Origin of the sequence: Pseudomonas sp. D4-21, from assembly GCF_051132125.1 — a bacterium.
Lineage (GTDB): Bacteria > Pseudomonadota > Gammaproteobacteria > Pseudomonadales > Pseudomonadaceae > Aquipseudomonas.
Window position 1 is genome coordinate 5,444,242 of record NZ_CP071664.1, and the last position, 19,677, is coordinate 5,463,918.

The 19,677-nt window shown below is 61.1% G+C and carries 16 protein-coding genes and 1 pseudogene; 8 read left to right on the plus strand and 9 right to left on the minus strand.

What is annotated here, in order from left to right:
- Nucleotides 1–65 precede the first annotated feature (65 nt).
- Nucleotides 66–1,496: a PLP-dependent aminotransferase family protein gene (locus J3Q04_RS24700; RefSeq protein ID WP_420767168.1), complete on the plus strand. Its 1,431-nt coding sequence runs from the start codon at nt 66–68 to the stop codon at nt 1,494–1,496.
- Between the two features lie 39 nt (nt 1,497–1,535).
- Here the strand turns inward: J3Q04_RS24700 and J3Q04_RS24705 are convergent, their stop codons facing one another.
- From J3Q04_RS24705 to J3Q04_RS24715, 3 genes are all read right to left on the minus strand, one after another.
- Entirely contained in the window at nt 1,536–3,950 is a 2,415-nt protein-coding gene (locus J3Q04_RS24705; RefSeq protein ID WP_434608873.1) for a fimbria/pilus outer membrane usher protein, read from the minus strand.
- Nucleotides 3,950–4,654, minus strand: a complete 705-nt coding sequence (locus tag J3Q04_RS24710; protein ID WP_434608871.1) for a fimbria/pilus chaperone family protein — start codon at nt 4,652–4,654, stop codon at nt 3,950–3,952. Before J3Q04_RS24710 ends, J3Q04_RS24705 begins: the two co-directional genes overlap by 1 nt.
- A 134-nt stretch (nt 4,655–4,788) precedes the next feature.
- A complete protein-coding gene (locus tag J3Q04_RS24715; RefSeq protein WP_434608869.1) occupies nt 4,789–5,439 on the minus strand; it encodes a DUF1120 domain-containing protein in 651 nt (216 codons plus the stop codon).
- 274 nt (nt 5,440–5,713) lie between these two features.
- Between J3Q04_RS24715 and J3Q04_RS24720 the strand changes: the two genes are divergently transcribed.
- A complete protein-coding gene (locus J3Q04_RS24720) occupies nt 5,714–7,279 on the plus strand; it encodes a phospholipase D family protein (RefSeq protein WP_420767164.1) in 1,566 nt (521 codons plus the stop codon).
- A 74-nt stretch (nt 7,280–7,353) separates the two neighbouring features.
- On the opposite strand, the gene J3Q04_RS24725 is transcribed toward J3Q04_RS24720, so the two are convergent.
- Entirely contained in the window at nt 7,354–8,496 is a 1,143-nt protein-coding gene (locus J3Q04_RS24725; protein ID WP_420767163.1) for an MFS transporter, read from the minus strand.
- 444 nt (nt 8,497–8,940) lie between these two features.
- Nucleotides 8,941–10,434: an aldehyde dehydrogenase gene (locus J3Q04_RS24730; protein ID WP_420767162.1), complete on the minus strand. Its 1,494-nt coding sequence runs from the start codon at nt 10,432–10,434 to the stop codon at nt 8,941–8,943.
- A gap of 231 nt (nt 10,435–10,665) precedes the next feature.
- Between J3Q04_RS24730 and J3Q04_RS24735 the strand changes: the two genes are divergently transcribed.
- Nucleotides 10,666–11,028, plus strand: a complete 363-nt coding sequence (locus J3Q04_RS24735; protein WP_420767161.1) for a cupin domain-containing protein — start codon at nt 10,666–10,668, stop codon at nt 11,026–11,028.
- 115 nt (nt 11,029–11,143) lie between these two features.
- Here the strand turns inward: J3Q04_RS24735 and rpmG are convergent, their stop codons facing one another.
- Both rpmG and rpmB read right to left on the minus strand, forming a co-directional pair.
- The gene (rpmG, locus tag J3Q04_RS24740; RefSeq protein ID WP_003177274.1) at nt 11,144–11,299 is read right to left on the minus strand and encodes a 50S ribosomal protein L33; all 156 of its coding nucleotides are present in this window, start codon (nt 11,297–11,299) and stop codon (nt 11,144–11,146) included.
- An 11-nt stretch (nt 11,300–11,310) separates the two neighbouring features.
- Nucleotides 11,311–11,544, minus strand: a complete 234-nt coding sequence (gene rpmB, locus J3Q04_RS24745; protein ID WP_003177273.1) for a 50S ribosomal protein L28 — start codon at nt 11,542–11,544, stop codon at nt 11,311–11,313.
- A 448-nt stretch (nt 11,545–11,992) separates the two neighbouring features.
- On the opposite strand from rpmB, the gene J3Q04_RS24750 reads away from it, so the two are divergent.
- A complete protein-coding gene (locus tag J3Q04_RS24750; protein ID WP_434608864.1) occupies nt 11,993–13,579 on the plus strand; it encodes an ABC transporter substrate-binding protein in 1,587 nt (528 codons plus the stop codon).
- Between the two features lie 124 nt (nt 13,580–13,703).
- On the opposite strand, the gene radC is transcribed toward J3Q04_RS24750, so the two are convergent.
- Entirely contained in the window at nt 13,704–14,378 is a 675-nt protein-coding gene (gene radC / locus J3Q04_RS24755; protein ID WP_434608862.1) for a RadC family protein, read from the minus strand.
- 144 nt (nt 14,379–14,522) lie between these two features.
- Between radC and coaBC the strand changes: the two genes are divergently transcribed.
- From coaBC to argB, 4 genes and pseudogenes are all read left to right on the plus strand, one after another.
- On the plus strand, nt 14,523–15,731 hold the full coding sequence (gene coaBC, locus J3Q04_RS24760) for a bifunctional phosphopantothenoylcysteine decarboxylase/phosphopantothenate--cysteine ligase CoaBC (protein ID WP_420767159.1): 1,209 nt from the start codon (nt 14,523–14,525) through the stop codon (nt 15,729–15,731).
- A 5-nt stretch (nt 15,732–15,736) separates the two neighbouring features.
- A complete protein-coding gene (gene dut / locus J3Q04_RS24765; RefSeq protein WP_030138214.1) occupies nt 15,737–16,192 on the plus strand; it encodes a dUTP diphosphatase in 456 nt (151 codons plus the stop codon).
- 236 nt (nt 16,193–16,428) lie between these two features.
- Nucleotides 16,429–17,844, plus strand: a pseudogene (locus J3Q04_RS24770) (phosphomannomutase/phosphoglucomutase); the annotation flags it as partial.
- Nucleotides 17,845–17,870: 26 nt separating this feature from the next.
- Nucleotides 17,871–18,776 carry an acetylglutamate kinase gene (gene argB / locus J3Q04_RS24775; RefSeq protein WP_030138216.1) on the plus strand — a complete coding sequence of 302 codons (906 nt, stop codon included), beginning with the start codon at nt 17,871–17,873 and terminating at the stop codon, nt 18,774–18,776.
- 175 nt (nt 18,777–18,951) lie between these two features.
- Here argB and pyrE read toward each other — a convergent pair whose 3' ends face one another.
- Nucleotides 18,952–19,596 carry an orotate phosphoribosyltransferase gene (gene pyrE / locus J3Q04_RS24780; RefSeq protein ID WP_060740059.1) on the minus strand — a complete coding sequence of 215 codons (645 nt, stop codon included), beginning with the start codon at nt 19,594–19,596 and terminating at the stop codon, nt 18,952–18,954.
- Nucleotides 19,597–19,677 lie beyond the last annotated feature (81 nt).

The window sequence follows — 19,677 nt, forward strand, 5'->3', positions numbered from 1 at the left end:
CTGAATCGAAGTTTTGCGCCGCAACTGTATTGGTTGTCGCTTTCCCACTTCACTGAGAACGCACCATGACGCTGTACGTGAACCTCGCCGAGCTGCTCGGCACCCGTATCGAACAAGGCTTCTACCGCCCCGGTGACCGGCTGCCGTCGGTGCGCGCCTTGAGCACCGAACACGGGGTCAGCCTGAGCACGGTCCAGCAGGCCTATCGCGTGCTGGAGGACAGCGGGCTGGCAATGCCGAAACCCAAGTCTGGCTATTTCGTGCCGGTCAGCCGGGAACTGCCGGACCTGCCGGCGGTGGGCCGTCCAGCCCAGCGCCCGGTGGACATTTCACAATGGGACCAAGTGCTGGAACTGATACGCGCCGTACCGCGCAAAGACGTGGTGCAGCTGGGTCGCGGGATGCCGGATATCCATTCGCCAACCATGAAGCCATTGCTTCGCAGCCTGGCGCAGATCAGCCGACGACAAGACATGCCCGGCCTGTATTACGACAACATCTATGGCAACCTGGAACTGCGGGAACAGATCGCCCGGCTGTCCTTGGACTCCGGCTGCCAACTGGGCGCCAACGATCTGATTGTCACTACCGGCTGCCACGAAGCGCTGTCAGTGAGCGTCCGCGCCACCTGCGAGCCAGGCGACATCGTCGCGGTGGATTCACCCAGCTTCCATGGCGCCATGCAGACGCTGAAAGGCCTGGGCATGAAAGCCCTGGAAATCCCCACCGACCCACTCACTGGCATCAGCCTGGAAGCTTTGGAACTGGCGCTGGAGCAATGGCCGATCAAGGCCATACAGTTGACCCCGAGCTGCAATAACCCCTTGGGTTACATCATGCCCGAGGCCAACAAACGCGCCCTCCTGACCTTGGCACAGCGCTTTGATGTGGCGATTATCGAAGACGATGTGTATGGCGAACTGGCCTACACCTACCCGCGTCCGCGCACCATAAAGTCTTTCGACGAAGATGGGCGCGTCCTGCTCTGCAGTTCTTTTTCCAAGACCTTGGCGCCGGGCCTGCGAGTGGGTTGGGTTGCTCCCGGCCGCTATCTGGAACGGGTGCTGCACATGAAGTACATCAGCACGGGATCTACCGCGCCGCAGCCCCAGATCGCTATTGCCGAGTTTCTCAAGGCTGGTCATTTCGAGCCGCATTTACGCCGCATGCGCGGGCAATACCAGCGCAATCGCGACGTAATGATGGACTGGGTCAGCCGATATTTCCCCCAGGGCACCCGCGCCAGCCGCCCTCGTGGCAGCTTCATGCTCTGGGTCGAGTTGCCGGAAGGCTTCGATACGCTGAAGCTCAACCGCATGCTTCATGACCAAGGGGTCCAGATCGCGGTCGGCAGTATTTTCTCGGCATCTGGCAAATACCGTAATTGCCTGCGCATGAACTACGCTGCCAAGCCAACGGCGCAAATCGAAGATGCTGTACGCAAGGTGGGTGCCGCCGCGAGCAAGCTGTTGAGCGATGTCGCCAACGTCCAATGAAGCTCATCGATCACTGAATGATCGGCGGTGCAGGTACGCTCAGCCAACCTGGCAAGCCACCTCAAGACGATCAATAGGCGCTGAGGATGCCGGCATCTGGCGAGTATCGATTTCCAAGCGGCAGATTTGCTCATCGGCAAGCGCTATAGAGAGTTTTGCCACGACAGGGGCATCCTCCAGATATACCAGGCCCGTGTCGACCACCGTCGTCAAGTACTGACCCGCGTGGTCGTAAACCCCAAGGCCCTTGGCCATGGGTACCCCCTCTTCGTTGCGCACGTATAGCAACAAGCGACGAACCCTGGCGGCCTGGAAGTCGAGCCGCGGCACAGCGCCGCGCGCTGCCCGCACTTCTTGGTAACCATTTGGCACCTCAATGTTGCGAGGGAGGCTGACCGTGTCGATTTCAACACGGCTCGCCTGGTAAGGCGGCAGTTCAGCCGCCACCGCACGCCCGGCTCCATCGGTCCAGACGGGCCCCTGGGGCGTTCCAATCTTGACTCCGGCGTAGTCGCCGACTTTGAGCAGGCCAAACGTGTCGCGCAGCGGATACGGCGAAGGCGTCACGCCCTCGTCGTGCAAAGCCAACCCGCCGCGTAGCGTCAGGTCATAATGGCGCGCGCCGGCGCTGCTCTGGGAATACCCCAGTTCTGCGCTGGTATAACGGGGCACGGCGTTAAGCCTGGCGTTGAAGTCGTTCCGGTCGTCGGCGAAGCGATCGGCACCGATGCTGTAGCCAAGGCTGTCACTGACCTGCTCCGAATAACGTGCGCCACTGCGCACTCCTCTCGAATCATCGTAACGTACAGAAGTGCTTATTCTTCGGTTGCGTCCCAGGGGAACATCCACGTTGACGAACGCACCTGATCTACCCGCTTGCTCAAACCTGTCGTGTTCAAGGCTCAGCGAAAACGTCGCCCAGTCGAAACCCCGCGACCATGCCGCGCTGACCCTCGAATGAGCTTTTCCACCCCCGCCCTGATACCGAGCCAATGATCCGCTCAGCGCACCCCAAGCCGGATCCGCTCTCCTCAGCGATAGGCTCCAGTGATTGGCCGCGCGGGCAAACGGGTCACCTCCAACGGCATCACGCCCGGCCTCAGACAAGTATCGAAACCCAGGGCTGCGCTGGCCCGCTGTCAAACCGACCGATAGCCCGTCGCCCAGCGTCGTGTTGAGTGTGGCCTGGATCTCTTGGCCGCCGATGCCTCGTGTCGTGCGTGAACCGAGCTGCTGCAGGGTCAGCACGGTCGCTGGGGTCAGTGCTTGAGAAACGCCCCATCCAATGGATTGGTAACCGTCGGCCCCCATCCACCCTGCGCTCGTCTGCGTCCGAGGGCCCCATCGCCAGTCCCGGCTGGCGGCAAAAAATGACGGGGTGTCATGGTCACGCCCGATCTGCCGGATCCTGCCTGCCGCCAATCCATAACTGGGCAGGGTGCCTAGCCTCGCGGGACGCACTTGCGCGGCAGGCACATGAAAGTCGCGACGCTCACCGCTTTCTTCGAACACGCTGACTTCCAGATCCAACCTATCACTGATCAGCGGCAGGTCGCGCAAGGTGAACGGCCCGGGGGGGACCAGAGTGGTATAGATCACGATGGCACTCTGACGGACCTCGACTCGGGCCGTCGAATAGGCCAACCCTTGGACCTCGGATCCCGCGCCCAGCCCACCCGCATCCGCGGAAAGCGCCGTTTCCGGGAAGATTTGCACCCCGGTGAACGGGCCCGTGGAAAACAACGAGGAACGCATGTTCAACTGGCCCAACTGCACCTGCGCGCCAAATCGCTCCCAGGTCTTGGATGCTTGGGTGTACAGCGTCTCGAAACGCGTCACGCCCTGGAACGACGTGTAATTCTGGCGGCTGCGTACGACCCAATCTCCGGCATTGAAACCCAGCTCAGTGCCCAAGCTGCGATAGTGGCTGGACTGCCCCGCAGCGGAACCGTCGATGACCAGAGCATCGTAATTCCACACACCCGCCACCCCTCCGGAGTCCCAGCCGCCGGGACGCTGCCCTGGCGTCGCCAGCAAGTCGGCGGGCACCACCAATGAAACCAGGTTCTGTCCCGGATCAAGCTGCACCTGGAAGCCGGCCAACGCTTGTACGGCAGACAGGCAAAGCGCCTCATCAACGCCTGGATTCACGTTCGACGGCGCGGCGATTCCCACGTGCTCAAACAAGTTCGCATCGGCGCACAACTGCCCTTCGTCATCGAACGTCACGGAGATCTGCCCGGAAGGTACGCCATTGACATTCAGGGCGACGCGGTTGCGTCCTGCGGCAAACCGCGCGGCGCTGCGAAAGTACTCGGCGACATTCGGATCGATCCCTCGCGCTTCGAGCACCGAACGGTCAAATTCATCGGACGCCTGTGCCGAGGCTTCGGTCCAGGCAATCGACATCAGGACCAGGCTGCCGACAGGCCGCCAGAAGACACCCAGGCCCACTACTGCAAGCTCAAGCGTGCGTCGTGGCTACCAGCGGCAAACCCGTAGGTGGTGGCTGGGAACAACCGGACATGTGTGCCCAGGCTCGATGGCGTGGCGAACGCCAGCGTTTCCCCCGGCAGGATATAGGTACGGCCGATATCCAGTGTTGCACCACCGGGAATCAGACTCACCGATCGCGCCAGCCTCACAACATAGGGGCTGGGATTGCTCACGCTTATCTCACCGGTCCTGGCGCTCCAGACCAGCCGTTTCCAAGGCATTCGCTCCGTTGCCAGGCCAGCCGGACGAATAATCACCGGGATGTTCTGGCGCACGCCCATGGAGATTTGTGCGCCGCTCGCCGCCGGACGCGCTTTGATGCCCTCGAACACGACGCGCTTGAGCCGCTCCGTCTGCAAGACAGCGGCACTGTGAAGGATAAAACGCACTTGCTGGCTCTGGCCGGGTTCCAGTCGAGCCACGGGAGGGTTGACCAGGAGCAACGGTTCCTTGTCCTGCGGAAGGTCAAGGACAGCGCTATAGAGCAATGCCGGTTGATCGTCCGTATTCCTGACATTCAGGGTCGCCTCCCCTATGCCCTGGTCGACAATCACAACCGGCGTTTCCGGGACCATTCCGGCCGCCTGGGCGCCAAGGCCTATGAATGGCAGGCACAGCGCTGCCATCGCACTCGTCCACAGCGAGCAATTTCGAACAAACATGGGAATCTCCAGAGGCACCGACCGAGACATGCCAGACACGTCTCGTCGGCATCAAACCTACCCGCAGGAGCACGGCTCCTCAGGCGAATCGATGGCCCTACAGACGCGCATCACGCGTCGTCATGCGCCAGGAGTCAGAGATAAAACACATCGAACGTAACCGAACCGTCGAGATCGAAGTCATCGGTGGTAGCCGGTAATTCGGACGTGGCGCGAATGACCGCGGCGACTTTCATCGGGAAGGTGTGAAGACGAGCCGGTGCGGGACCGGCTGCCGGGCTACCCCCCCAGGAGTAAGTCGTTGGCGCATTGGTCACCAAACCATTGGTCGGCACGCTCCAGCCCGGATTGGCCGCCGTTCGTAGCAGCAGTGACTGCAAAGCGCCGTCGGCCCGAGGCTGGCCACCCAACAAACCGAAACCACCGATGCCGACCCCCTGGGTGCTACCCAGGCCGTAATACAGATCATCGCCTCGGCTTCCGTTGAAGGACAGGCCCGGCACTTTGGAAGCACCGCGGTTGTCAGTCACGGCAATTTCCACGGCCGCCGGAGCGGAGCAGGTGATTTGCAGGCTGACGTCCCGCTGAGGAAGATCGTTCTGCCGATCGGGGGCCAGGGTGGACGAAAAAATCCGGCCTAGGTTGACATCGCTACCACCGGCAAATGCCGGAACGCAGGAGGTCGGAATGACCCGGCCAGTTACATTCAAATCAACACTGGCCGCCTGGGCGATCATGGGCGTGGAAGCAGCAGCCAGCATGCTGGCCAGGAATATTTTTTTCATGATTACTTACCTGTGGAATGGGAGGGAGTGGAGTCATGCGATGGCTATCAGGGAAGGAAACCAGCCACCGGCAGCAATGCCTGCGTATCGTTGCCTACCAGATGGGATTTTTCTGTAGGAAAAGGCTCCTCGACGCGCCATGTTTTTCAGCAAAACGCGTGGCTCTCTTGGCCTTGGAGGCGGTGTCCCACACCCAAGGGGCATCGCATCTCGCAGGCATGACGGATCAAAAAGCCGTGCCATACTCCTTCGCAACGACCCGGGATGATTCGACTTGAAACCCCACGTTCCCCTGACATTCGCTCTGTTGCTCGCCACGACTCTCTGCGGCTGCGCGAGCCTGGATATCACTCGCGAGCCCAGCCAGGCGCTAGCGGCGGAGCATTCGACCTTCGGTCGCTCAGTCCAGGCCCAAGCCGCTCTTCACGAGGGCCGCTCGGGCTTTCGTCTACTGTCGGACAGCTCCGAGGCCTTCACCGCCCGTGCCGAATTGATCCGCAACGCTCAAAGCAGCCTGGACTTGCAGTACTACATCGTCCATGACGGGATCAGCACGCGAATGCTGGTGGACGAGTTGCTCAAGGCCGCCGACCGGGGCGTACGCGTGCGCATCTTGCTGGATGACACCACCAGCGACGGGCAAGAGGAGACCATCGCGACGCTCGCTGCCCACCCCAACGTCCAGATCCGCCTGTTCAACCCTTTGCATCTTGGCCGCGCCACCGGCGTGACCCGCGGCCTCGGGCGGCTGTTCAACCTGTCGTTGCAGCATCGAAGGATGCACAACAAGCTTTGGCTGGCGGACAACAGCATGGCGATCGTCGGAGGCCGAAACCTGGGGGATGAGTATTTCGATGCCGAACCCAACCTGAACTTCACCGACATCGACCTGCTCGGCGTCGGGCCGGTGGCCGAGCAGCTGGGACATAGCTTCGACCAGTATTGGAACAGCGCCCTGAGCAAGCCCATCGAGCAGTTCATGTCCCATCGGCCCACTGCCCAGGACTTGGCCGACAGCCGCTTGCGCCTGCAAGCGTCCCTTGATCAGACGCACAAGGAAAACCAGGCGCTGTATCAACAGCTGACCACCTACAAGACCCAGCCACGCCTGGACACCTGGCGCAGTCAATTGATCTGGGCCTGGAACCAGGCATTGTGGGACGCGCCTAGCAAAGTACTGTCAAGGGATGAGCCTGACCCCCAATTGCTGCTGACAACGCAACTGGGGCCGGAGCTGACCGGAGTGAGCAAGGAATTGATCATGATCTCGGCCTACTTCGTCCCCGGCCAGCCGGGCCTGGTGTACCTGACCAGTCGCGCCGATGCCGGCGTATCGGTGAGCCTGCTGACCAACTCCCTGGAAGCCACTGATGTGCCCGCTGTTCACGGCGGCTACGCGCCGTATCGCAAGGCCCTGTTGCAGCACGGCGTGCGCCTGTTCGAACTGCGACGCCAGCCGGGCGACAATGGCAGCAGCCCACATCTGTTCTATAGCAAGTCCTACGGCGAGTCGGACTCCAGCCTGCACAGCAAGGCGATCATCTTCGACCGGCAGAAGTCCTTCATCGGCTCGTTCAACTTCGACCCGCGTTCGGTCCTGTGGAACACCGAGGTCGGTGTCCTGGTGGACAGCCCGGAGCTTGCCGACCAGGTGCGCGAGCTGGCGTTACAGGGGATGGCGCCGACCCTGAGTTATCAAGCCCGGCTTGAAGAGGGAAGGATGGTATGGACCACCGAAGACAACGGCAAGCTACACGACTTGGACCGCGAGCCAGGCAGTTGGTGGCGCCGGTTCAATGCCTGGTTCGCCACGACGATCGGGCTTGAGAGCATGCTCTGAGGGCTGACTGCTTTTCTGGCAGTCCGCCTTTGTGGCGAGGGAGCAAGCTCCCTCGTCGCCGGCCTCTTCTATCTTCAGGCGGGCTGTGTCGCTCCGAACGCGCCTTGTCGCAACAACAGAATCACCAACCCGAACGCCCCCGCAGCCATGAACAGGGGCAGCGCGTGCCCGCTGATCCATTGGCTGCCCGCCCCCGCCAACAAAGGTCCAACCAGGCATCCAATGCCCCAAAGCTGGGCAATATGAGCGTTGGCCCGGACCAACGCATCGTCGCGATAACGCTCGCCGATCAAAATCAGCGACAAGGTGAACAGCCCTCCCGCGCTGGCACCAAACAGCACCCACAGCGGCCAGATGAAGAGCGTGTCGATCAGCAGCGGCACTGCCAGGCTGGACAACATCAAGACCACCGCGCAGCCAGTGAACAGCGAGCGACGCGAAAGGCGATCGGCCAGCGCACCGATGGGCAATTGCAGCAAGGCATCGCCGACCACCACTGTGCTGACCATCGCCAGCGCGACATCGGCGCTGAAGCCCTGGCGCAAGCAATAGACGGGCAGCAACGTCAGGATCATGGCTTCAAAGGCGGCGAACAACGACACGGCCCAGCCAATCGCCGGCAAGCCCCGGCAAAAGCCCCAGAGATCCTTGAAGGTGACACTGCTGGCTTCACTGCTGGGCGCCCCGCTACGGCCAAGCAACAATAAGGGCGAGACCAGCAGCAGGCCGACGCCCACCCAGAAGCCATAGTCGTGGTCGGTCCCAAGGGCGCCGAGCAGCAACGGACCGGACAGTTGGCTCAACGCATAGCTGCTGCCGTACAGCGCGACCAACCGGCCGCGCCATTGTTCGACGACCAATTGATTGATCCAGCTCTCGCCAAGGATGAACACCAGCGTCAGGACCACGCCGATCAACAGCCGCAGCAGCAACCACACCGGATAACTGGGCAACAGCGCCAGCAACCCGATGGACAGCGCCCCGCCCCAGAGGCACAGGCGCATCAATGCCGCCGTGCCGAAGCGCGCCGCCAGTCGGCTCGATACCTTGGCCCCGACCAGCACCCCAACGGCCGGCATGGCGGCCATAACGCCGATGGCGAACGAACCGTAACCCCAGCCCTCCAGGCGCAGCGACACCAGCGGCATGCTCACGCCCAGGGCCAGGCCGACACTCAGGACAGACGCCAACACGGCGAAATAAGTCGCCCAACGCATTTCCCTGCTCCTGTAGCAATCACTCAAAACCAATGTGGGAGCGAGCTTGCTCGCGATGGCGGTCATACATTCATCATATTTGCCGACTGTCACACCGCTATCGCGAGCTCGCTCCCACACAGAGGTCACAGAACGCGGAATATCAGCGATCAGCGACGACGCTACCCCGTGGCGAGGGAGCTTGCTCCCGCTCGGCTGCGAAGCAGTCGTAAAAGCTGGGGCCGCTTCGCAACCCAGCGGGAGCAAGCTCCCTCGCCACTGTGGCTGGGCTGGAATGATGATTTCTGAACGCCAGAAAAACCTGTAGGAGCGAGCTTGCTCGCGATGGCGGCGCGACATTCAACGATGTCGTCGACTGTCATACCGCTGATCGCGAGCAAGCTCGCTCCCACAGGGGACTAGCGCTACTTGAGGGCCCGAACCGGATCCGGAGCCGTCATTTCATCAGAGCTTGATCCAGGTCGCCTTCAGCTCGGTGTATTTGTCGAACGCATGCAACGACTTGTCCCGGCCGTTACCGGACTGCTTGAAGCCACCGAACGGCGCGGTCATGTCACCGCCGTCGTACTGGTTGACCCAGACGCTGCCGGCGCGCAGCGCCTTGGCGGTCAGGTGGGCCTTGGAGATGTCCTTGGTCCACACCGCGGCAGCCAAGCCGTATGGCGTGTCGTTGGCGATCTGGATGGCCTCTTCGGCGCTGTCGAAGGCGATGACGGACAATACCGGGCCGAAGATTTCTTCCTGGGCGATCTTCATTGCGTTGCTCACGCCATCGAAGATCGTCGGTTCAACGTAAGTGCCGCCGGTCTCTTCGAGGATCCGCTTGCCGCCCGCCACCAGCGTGGCGCCGTCGCTGTGACCGGCCTCGATGTAGGACAACACGGTATTCATCTGCTGGGTATCGACCAGGGCACCGACATTGGTGGCCGGGTCCAGCGGGTTGCCAGGCTTCCAGCCCTTGAGGGCCTCGATCACCAGCGGCAGGAAGGTGTCCTTGATGGAACGCTCCACCAGCAGGCGCGAGCCGGCGGTGCAGACTTCGCCCTGGTTGAAGGCAATTGCACTGGCGGCGGATTCGGCGGCGGCTTGCAGGTCCGGGGCATCGGCAAACACGATGTTCGGGCTCTTGCCGCCGGCTTCCAGCCAGACGCGCTTCATGTTGGATTCTCCGGAATAGACCATCAGTTGCTTGGCGATCCGGGTCGAGCCGGTGAATACCAGCGTATCGACATCCATGTGCAAGGCCAGCGCCTTGCCAACGGTATGGCCGTAGCCCGGCAGAACGTTCAGCACACCTTTGGGAATACCCGCCTCAATTGCCAGGGCGGCGATACGGATCGCGGTCAGCGGGGATTTTTCCGATGGTTTCAGCACCACGGAGTTACCGGTGGACAACGCAGGGCCGAGCTTCCAGCAAGCCATCATCAGCGGGAAGTTCCACGGCACGATGGCGCCGACCACGCCGACGGGTTCGCGGGTCACCAGGCCTAACTGATCGTGGGGCGTCGCGGCCACTTCGTCGTAGATCTTGTCGATGGCTTCACCGCTCCAGCTCAGCGCCTGGGCGGCCCCGGGCACGTCGATATTCAGCGAATCGCTGATCGGCTTGCCCATGTCCAGGGTTTCCAGCAGGGCCAGCTCCTCGGCGTTCTGCTTGAGCAGCCCGGCGAAGCGAATCATGGCGGCTTTGCGCTTGCTCGGCGCCAGGCGCGACCAGACGCCGGAATCGAACGTCGCGCGAGCATTTTCGACGGCGCGCTGGGCATCGGCCACGTCACAGCTGGCGACCTTGCCCAGCAGGCGGCCATCGACCGGGCTGAGGCAATCGAAGGTTTCGCCGGACACCGCATCGGTGTATTCGCCGTTGATGAAAGCGCGGCCTTCGATCTTCAGGTCGCGGGCACGCTGTTCCCAGTCGGCACGAGTCAGGGTGGTCATGCGAGTGTCCTCCTCTTATTGGGTAGGAACGCCGCGGCACCCGCAGCGCTCAAGAATTCTGCCCGGCCAGCCCGTTTTCGGCGCTGTTATCGGCACGGAACATCCGCCACCCTAAACCAGCCGCCGCTAATGTTTCAATATATTTGACATAACGCTGGCAAACGGCCTTGCGATGTTCGTTTTAATAAACATAGACTCGAGGCCTTCCAGCTATCTCCGGGGATCACTTGCATGCATATTCAGGACATCGTCGATTTCAGCCAGGCCAATACTACCCCCGAACGCTATCGCCCGGACCCCACCAAAATACTCAAGGGTGATCCTGAACAGGCGGTGTTCAATCATTACAACAGCCCATGCGGCCAGATGAATGCTGGGGTCTGGGAAGGTGCGGTCGGCCAGTGGACGGTCAACTATACGGAACACGAATACTGCGAAATCGTTCAGGGCGTATCGGTGCTGCGGGATGCCGAAGGCAATGCCAAGACACTTCGGGCGGGCGATCGCTTCGTGATTCCGGCCGGGTTCAAGGGCACCTGGGAAGTGCTGGAGCCTTGCCGCAAGATTTATGTGGTGTTCGAGCAGAAGGCCTGAGGGCTTTGTGCTGTCTGGGCTTGCTCGCGAGGGCGCCCTGACAGACAAGACACCGTTAACAAAAAAGGCCCGTATCTCGCGATACGGGCCTTTTTCGTAAAGAAGGAAAAATCAATTACTTGATTTTGCCTTCCTTGTAGATCACGTGCTTGCGAACAACCGGATCATATTTCTTGATCTCGATTTTGTCCGGGGTAGTACGCTTGTTCTTGTCGGTAGTGTAGAAGTGACCAGTACCGGCGCTCGAGATCAAACGAATCAATTCACGCATGATTAGCTCCCTTAAACCTTGCCATCGCGACGAAGTTCGGCCAGCACGACACTGATGCCACGCTTGTCGATGATGCGCATGCCCTTGGCAGATACGCGCAGACGTACAAAACGTTTCTCTTCTTCAACCCAGAAGCGGTGATGCTGCAGGTTCGGCAGGAAACGACGACGGGTTTTGTTGTTTGCGTGGGAAATGTTATTCCCAGTCACCGGACCCTTACCGGTAACTTGACAGACTCTCGACATGCCTCAGCCCTCTAAAACCACATGCCCAACCCGGCATGGGTTGGCCGCTTAATCTCTCAGTCATTTGGCGCCAGGCGCCGCGTTTCTTTAAGGGTCTTACCGGCTACACCTACAGTGAAGGAACCGGGCCCCTAGAAAAGAGCGCTGCTTTATACCAGAAAGACCCCAGCACAACAACAGCCGGAGTGATTTGTCTTCGTTGGAAATCATCAATCGGCAGCCCCGGGCGGCTGGGGCAAGGGCCGGCGATGGCCTTACCGCTCGTCGCGGCGCGCAGGTTTTTTTCAATCGATGCCGGGTTCCAACCCAGGGCACCTCCTGCGAAGCGCAGGAAAGAGTGCCGGAAAATGCAAAATGGGGATAGTCATTTGCAGGCGAGCCCACTAGGGTAGACCTTTTCCAGACTGCACTCGCAGATGGGCCTCCGACCTGCACAGGAAATCAAATCATGCGCCTCGCTGCCCTACCACTGATGCTCGCCCCTCTGCTGATCAGCCCGCTGGCCCAGGCCGCCGCCCTGAGCGTATGTACCGAGGCCAGCCCGGAAGGGTTCGATGTCGTTCAATACAACTCGTTGACCACCACCAATGCTTCGGCCGACGTGCTGATGAACCGCCTGGTGGACTTCGATACGGCCAGCGGGAAAGTGGTCCCGAGCCTGGCCGACAGCTGGGAAGTGTCGCCCGATGGACTCACCTATGTGTTCAAGCTGCGTCCACGGGTCAAGTTCCACCACACCGACTATTTCACACCGCACCGCGACTTGACCGCCGAAGACGTCAAGTTCAGCTTCGACCGCATGCTGGATCCCGCCAACCCTTGGCATAAAGTGGCGCAGAGTGGCTTCCCACACGCTCAATCCATGCAATTGCCGTCGCTGATCACAAAAATCGACGCCCTGGACCCGCTAACGGTGCGATTCACACTGGACCATGCCGATTCGACCTTCCTGGCGACGCTGAGCATGGGCTTTGCGTCAATCTATTCAGCCGAATACGCAGACCAGTTGCTGAAGGCCGGCAAGCCGGAACAACTCAACAGCCAGCCCATTGGCACCGGCCCGTTCATTTTCAGCCGTTTCCAGAAAGACGCCTCGATCCGCTACAAGGCCAACAGCGAATACTTTGGCGGCAAGCCTCAGGTCGACCCCCTGATTTTCGCCATCACCCCGGACGCCAATGTTCGCCTGCAGAAACTGCGGCGCAATGAATGCCAGATCGCGTTGTCGCCCAAGCCGTTGGACGTACAGGCCGCCAAGCAAGAGCCTACGTTGAAAGTGGAACAGACTGACGCCTTCATGACCGCCTTCCTGGCGATTAATAGCCAGCATCCCCCCTTGGACAAACCTGAAGTCCGTCAGGCTATCAATCTCGCGTTTGACAAGCCCAGCTACCTCAAGACCGTTTTCGAAGGCACCGCCGAAGCGGCCAACGGTCCTTACCCCCCAAACACCTGGAGCTACGCCAAAAACCTGCCCGGCTATGCCCATGATCCGGCCAAAGCTCGGGACCTGCTGGCCAAGGCCGGGTTGAAAGAGGGCTTCAAGACCACCATCTGGACTCGCCCTTCCGGCAGTCTGCTCAACCCCAACCCGAGCCTTGGCGCCCAACTGCTGCAATCGGACCTGGCGGAAATCGGCATCCAGGCGGAAATCCGCGTGATCGAATGGGGCGAGCTGATCCGCCGCGCCAAGGCTGGCGAGCATGACCTGCTGTTCATGGGCTGGGCCGGTGATAACGGCGATCCGGACAATTTCCTCACGCCGCAATTTTCCTGCGCGGCGGTCAAGTCCGGCACCAACTTTGCCCGTTATTGCAACCCGGACCTGGACAAGCTGATCAGTGCCGGCAAGACCACTGGCGAGCAAGGTGTCCGCACCAAGCTCTACGAACAGGCACAGGCTCAGATCCAGCAGCAGGCCCTTTGGCTGCCGTTGGCGCACCCGACCGCCTTCGCATTGACCCGCAAGGATGTGCAGGGGTATGCGGTGAGCCCGTTTGGGCGCCAGGACTATTCCAAGGTCAGTCTCAAGTAACCCCGCCCACCCCTTGTGGGAGCGAGCCTGCTCGCGAAATCGGTTCGTCAGTCAACTTTGAGTCAACTGAGACACCGCCTTCGCGAGCAGGCTCGCTCCCACAAAAGCTCCATTCAGCCGCTGCCTACATCCACCCATACTCCGCCATGGACAGTGGCTCCCCATCGCCAACGATGAAATGATCGAGCACCCGCACATCGATCAGCTCCAGCGCCTCCTGAAGCCGCTCGGTGAGCATTCGGTCGGCCTGGCTGGGCTCGGTGTTGCCGGAGGGGTGGTTGTGGCACAGGATCACGGCAGCGCAATTGTGGGCCAGGGCCCGCTTGACCACTTGCCGAGGGTGAACGGTGGCCGTGGCGATCGAGCCGCGAAACAGTGCTTCAAACGCCAGCACCTGGTGCCGTGAATCAAGGAACAGACAACCAAAAACCTCATGAGGCTCGTGGCGCAGCATTGACTTCAGATAGTCACGAACGGCCTGCGGATCCTCAAGCATTGATTTTTGCCGCATCCGCTCTGCCAGATGTCGCCGGCCCATTTCAAGAACGGCCCGCAATTGTGCGAATTTCGCCGGGCCCAGGCCCATCTGACCGCTGAACGTAACCTGGTCCGCTTCAAGCAGCGCGCGCAGGCAGCCAAATTGACTCAATAGGTGTCGCGCCAGATCCACCGCGCTTCTGCCCGCCACTCCCGTGCGCAAGAAAATCGCCAGCAACTCGGCGTCCGAAAGACTCTCCGCTCCCGACGCCAGTAACCTTTCCCGCGGCCGCTCGGCCACGGGCCAATCCCGAATACTCATGGCATCTCCCTGATAGTGGGCGCCGCTGTTCCATAGCGGACGCTGTGATATCTTAGCCCATCTTTTTTGCAGGCGATTTTCACCCAGGCAGCTCACGCCAAGGGTTTCGCTCTGCGCTGACCACTGAAATCGAAAGGCAGGCCTATGCAGCGGCTGTATCGGAAACGCATCGTTCTGGGCGTCGGCGGCGGCATTGCCGCCTACAAGAGCGCCGAGCTGGTTCGCAGGCTTATCGACCAGGGCGCGGAAGTGCGGGTCGTCATGACCCGTGGCGGCAGTGAATTCATCACGCCGCTGACCATGCAGGCCCTGTCCGGCCACCCGGTCCACCTGGATCTGCTCGACCCGGCGGCTGAAGCCGCCATGGGCCATATCGAACTGGCCAAGTGGGCCGACCTGGTGTTGATCGCCCCGGCCACGGCCGACCTCATCGCCCGCCTGGCCCAGGGCATCGCCAATGACCTGTTGACCACCCTGGTGCTCGCCACCGACGCGGTGGTCGCCGTGGCACCGGCCATGAACCAGGCCATGTGGCGCGACCCGGCCACCCAGGCCAATCTGGAACTGCTTGAAAGTCGCAACCTGAAAGTCTTCGGTCCAGCTTCCGGCAGCCAGGCCTGCGGCGATGTCGGGATGGGCCGCATGCTAGAAGCCACCGACCTGGCCCAATGCGCCGCCGACTGCTTCAAGCGCGAAGCCCTGACGGGCAAGCACGTATTGATCACCGCCGGGCCGACCCAGGAAAACATCGACCCGGTGCGCTACATCACCAACCACAGCTCAGGGAAAATGGGCTTCGCCCTGGCCGAAGCCGCCGTAGAGGCTGGCGCCCGGGTGACGCTGATTACCGGCCCCGTGCACCTGCCGACCCCAGACCGGGTTACGCGCATCGACGTCGTCAGCGCCCGGGACATGCTTGCCGCCTGCGAAGCCGCCATCCCGTGCGACCTCTTCATCGCCTCGGCGGCAGTGGCGGACTACCGGCCTGAAGTCGTCGCCCCGCAAAAATTGAAGAAAGACCCTACGAGCGGCGACGGCCTGCTCCTGCAAATGGTGCGCAATCCTGACATTCTGGCCACCATTGCCACCCGCCCCGACCGTCCGTTCAGTGTGGGTTTCGCCGCCGAGACCGAACACCTCCTCGATTACGCCGCGCGCAAGCTCAAGGACAAGAATCTGGACCTGATCGTCGCCAACGACGTCGCCAACCCGAGCATTGGGTTCAACAGCGAGGAAAACGCCTGCAGCGTGATCGACCGCCAGTTGCACGCCACGCTTTTCGCCCAGACCAGCAAGGGCAAGATCGCCCGCCAACTGATCACTTTCATCGCCGAACGGCTGAACCAGGTTTAATTTCAATGCACGCTCTACAAGCCAAGATCCTCGACCCACGCATCGGCAACGAATTTCCATTGCCGCAGTACGCCACACCGGGCTCCGCCGGCCTCGACCTGCGGGCCATGCTCAAGCAGGACACCGTCCTGGAGCCGGGCCAGACCCTGCTGATTCCGACCGGCCTGTCGGTCTATATCGGTGACCCGGGCCTTGCCGCGCTGATCCTGCCACGCTCGGGCCTGGGCCATAAGCACGGCATCGTGCTGGGCAACCTGGTCGGGCTGATCGATTCGGACTACCAGGGCGAACTGATGGTGTCCTGCTGGAACCGTGGCCAGACCGCTTTTAACATCGCAGTGGGCGAACGCATCGCTCAGCTTGTGCTGGTGCCAGTGGTCCAGGCCCACTTCGAACTGGTCCAGGAATTCGACGAAAGCCAACGTGGCGCCGGCGGCTTCGGGCATTCCGGCAGTCATTGATACTGCGTTGCAGCCGGGCACCTTGCCTGGCTGCTTTATTAAGCTTCTGTTTCAGGACGAAAAATGCGCAACGGCTGGCGACAAGGTTTCCCACCGGGAATCAAGGTTTTAGACGGTTCAGACCGGGATACCGCTGTCTCATGGCACGCTCCCACCGCGAACTCTCTGCCAAAAACGCCGTCATACCCTTCAGCTTGAGCCTGCCGACGCCCCTGTCGGCGTGTCCAGTCACTTTCCTGATAGAGCGCCCGCCCATGAACACCCCAGCCGCAATCGCCCCGATCTTTCCTGACAGTATCTTCCGCGCCTACGACATCCGTGGCGTCGTGCCGGAAACCCTGACGGCTGAAACCGCTTACTGGATTGGCCGCGCCATTGGTTCCCAGAGCCTGGCCCAGGGCGAACCGAACGTGAACGTCGGCCGCGATGGTCGTTTGTCCGGCCCGGAACTGGTCGAGCAATTGATCAAGGGCATTGCCGACAGTGGTTGCCATGTCAGCGACGTCGGCCTGGTGCCTACACCGGCGCTGTACTACGCCGCCAACGTGCTGGCTGGTAAATCCGGCGTGATGCTCACCGGCAGCCACAACCCGTCGAACTACAACGGCTTCAAGATCGTCATCGCCGGCGACACCCTCGCCAACGAGCAGATCCAGGCCCTGCACACCCGCCTCAAGACCAATGACTTGAGCAGCGGCCAGGGCAGCGTGACCAAGGTCGACATCCTCCCGCGCTACAACGATGAGATCGTCAAGGACGTGAAGCTCGATCGCCGCCTGAAAGTGGTGGTCGATTGCGGCAACGGCGCGGCTGGCGTGATCGCCCCCCAACTGATCGAAGCCCTGAACTGCGAAGTTATCCCGCTGTTCTGCGAAGTCGACGGCAACTTCCCGAACCACCACCCGGACCCGGGCAAGCTGGAAAACCTGCAAGACCTGATCGCCAAGGTCAAGGAAACCAATGCCGACCTCGGCCTGGCCTTCGACGGCGACGGCGACCGCGTGGGCGTGGTGACCGAGACCGGTAGCGTCGTGTTCCCGGACCGCCTGCTGATGCTGTTCGCCAAGGACGTCGTGGCACGCAACCCCGATGCGGAAATCATCTTCGACGTGAAGTGCACCCGTCGCCTGGTGCCGCTGATCAAGGAATACGGCGGCCGTCCGCTGATGTGGAAAACCGGCCATTCGTTGATCAAAAAGAAAATGAAACAGAGCGGTGCCCTGCTGGCCGGCGAAATGAGCGGCCACATCTTCTTCAAGGAGCGTTGGTTCGGTTTTGATGACGGCATCTACAGCGCGGCACGCCTGCTGGAGATTCTGAGCAAGGAAAAATCCACTGCGGAAGAACTGTTCGCAACCTTCCCGAACGATATTTCTACGCCGGAAATCAATATCCATGTGACCGAAGAGAGCAAATTCAGCATCATTGATGCACTGCACGATGCCCAGTGGGGCGAAGGCGCCGAACTGACCACCATCGACGGTGTGCGGGTCGACTACCCACAAGGCTGGGGCCTGGTTCGCGCCTCCAACACCACGCCGGTGCTGGTGCTGCGCTTCGAGGCCGACAACGAGGCCGAACTGCAGCGCATCAAGGACGTGTTCCACACCCAACTCAAACGTGTTGCACCCGATCTCCAACTACCGTTCTGATTTTTGAATCACCACCGGAGCCCTGAATGACCCTCGAACGCGAAGCCGCCGCCAACACCGCCAAGGTCCTGTCCGAAGCGTTGCCTTATATCCGACGCTATGTCGGCAAGACCCTGGTGATCAAGTACGGCGGCAACGCGATGGAAAGCGAGGAGCTGAAAACCGGCTTTGCCCGCGACATCGTGCTGATGAAGGCCGTGGGCATCAACCCGGTGGTGGTGCACGGTGGTGGCCCGCAGATCGGCGACCTGCTCAAGCGCCTCTCCATCGAGAGCCATTTCATCGACGGCATGCGCGTCACTGACGCACAGACCATGGATGTAGTGGAAATGGTGCTCGGCGGCCAGGTAAACAAGGACATCGTCAACCTGATCAACCGTCACGGCGGCAGCGCCATCGGCCTGACCGGCAAGGACGCCGAGCTGATCCGCGCGAAGAAGCTCACCGTTACGCGCCAGACCCCGGAGATGACCCAGCCGGAAATCATCGACATCGGCCAGGTGGGCGAAGTGGTCGGCATCAACACCGACCTGCTGAATTTGCTGGTCAAGGGCGACTTCATCCCGGTCATCGCGCCAATCGGCGTGGGCGCCAACGGTGAGTCGTACAACATCAACGCCGACCTGGTGGCCGGTAAGGTCGCCGAGGCGCTGAAGGCCGAGAAGCTGATGCTGCTCACCAACATTGCCGGCCTGATGGACAAGACCGGCAAGGTCCTGACCGGCTTGTCGACCCAGCAAGTCGACGACTTGATCGCCGACGGCACCATCTACGGCGGCATGCTGCCGAAGATTCGTTGCGCGCTGGAAGCGGTACAGGGCGGTGTTGGCAGCTCGCTGATCATCGACGGTCGCGTGCCGAATGCGATCCTGCTGGAGATCTTCACCGATACCGGCGTGGGTACGTTGATCAGCAATCGCAAGCGTCCTTAAGCGATACCTGCAAAAAAAAGACCCCGCTCAACCTGGTTGAGCGGGGTCTTTTTTTTATGCACCGATTACCTGTGGGAGCGAGCCTGCTCGCGAAGCGGGGAATCAGTCAGCACTAGTTTTGAATGATAAACCGCTTCGCGAGCAGGCTCGCTCCCACAAGGGAATGTGCAAATCTTTAGACGCCGAACTGGGCGCGGTAGGCTTCCACCGCCGGCAGATGCTGCTTGAGCTGCGGATCATCGGCCAAGAATTCCAGCACCTGGTTCAGCGAGACAATGCTGATCACCGGAATGCCGAAGTCGCGCTCAACTTCCTGAATTGCCGAAAGCTCACCATTGCCGCGCTCCTGGCGGTTCAGGGCGATCAGCACGCCGGCGGCCTTGGCGCCTTCTTGCGAGGCGATGATCTGCATCACTTCGCGAATGGCGGTGCCGGCGGTGATGACGTCATCGATGATAAGCACATCGCCGGTCAGCGGCGCGCCGACCAGGCTACCGCCCTCGCCATGGGCCTTGGCTTCCTTGCGGTTGAAGCACCAGGGCAGGTCGCGGCCATGGTGTTCGGCCAGGGCGACGGCGGTGGTGGCGGCCAGCGGGATGCCTTTGTAGGCGGGCCCGAACAATACGTCGAACGGGATGCCGCTCTCGACGATGGCCGCGGCATAGAACCGACCCAACTGCGCCAGGGCGGTGCCGCTGTTGAACAGGCCGGCGTTGAAGAAGTACGGACTGGTGCGCCCGGACTTGAGAGTGAACTCACCGAAGCGCAGAACACCGCGATCGATGGCAAAGCGAATGAAATCGCGCTGATACGCCTGCATGAAAAAAAGCCTCAAATACCGCGGATTTAGCTAAATAGGTACACGGCGTGTATCATACACGCACGTGATTTTTGGGGCCAT

Coding starts and splice junctions, on each gene's coding strand:
- J3Q04_RS24700 (WP_420767168.1), top strand. CDS start 66: ATGACGCTGTACGTGAACCTCGCCGAGCTGCTCGGCACCCGTATCGAA.
- J3Q04_RS24710 (WP_434608871.1), bottom strand. CDS start 4,654: ATGTTTGTTCGAAATTGCTCGCTGTGGACGAGTGCGATGGCAGCGCTG.
- J3Q04_RS24715 (WP_434608869.1), bottom strand. CDS start 5,439: ATGAAAAAAATATTCCTGGCCAGCATGCTGGCTGCTGCTTCCACGCCC.
- J3Q04_RS24725 (WP_420767163.1), bottom strand. CDS start 8,496: ATGCGTTGGGCGACTTATTTCGCCGTGTTGGCGTCTGTCCTGAGTGTC.
- J3Q04_RS24730 (WP_420767162.1), bottom strand. CDS start 10,434: ATGACCACCCTGACTCGTGCCGACTGGGAACAGCGTGCCCGCGACCTG.
- J3Q04_RS24735 (WP_420767161.1), top strand. CDS start 10,666: ATGCATATTCAGGACATCGTCGATTTCAGCCAGGCCAATACTACCCCC.
- rpmG (WP_003177274.1), bottom strand. CDS start 11,299: ATGCGTGAATTGATTCGTTTGATCTCGAGCGCCGGTACTGGTCACTTC.
- rpmB (WP_003177273.1), bottom strand. CDS start 11,544: ATGTCGAGAGTCTGTCAAGTTACCGGTAAGGGTCCGGTGACTGGGAAT.
- J3Q04_RS24750 (WP_434608864.1), top strand. CDS start 11,993: ATGCGCCTCGCTGCCCTACCACTGATGCTCGCCCCTCTGCTGATCAGC.
- radC (WP_434608862.1), bottom strand. CDS start 14,378: ATGAGTATTCGGGATTGGCCCGTGGCCGAGCGGCCGCGGGAAAGGTTA.
- coaBC (WP_420767159.1), top strand. CDS start 14,523: ATGCAGCGGCTGTATCGGAAACGCATCGTTCTGGGCGTCGGCGGCGGC.
- dut (WP_030138214.1), top strand. CDS start 15,737: ATGCACGCTCTACAAGCCAAGATCCTCGACCCACGCATCGGCAACGAA.
- argB (WP_030138216.1), top strand. CDS start 17,871: ATGACCCTCGAACGCGAAGCCGCCGCCAACACCGCCAAGGTCCTGTCC.
- pyrE (WP_060740059.1), bottom strand. CDS start 19,596: ATGCAGGCGTATCAGCGCGATTTCATTCGCTTTGCCATCGATCGCGGT.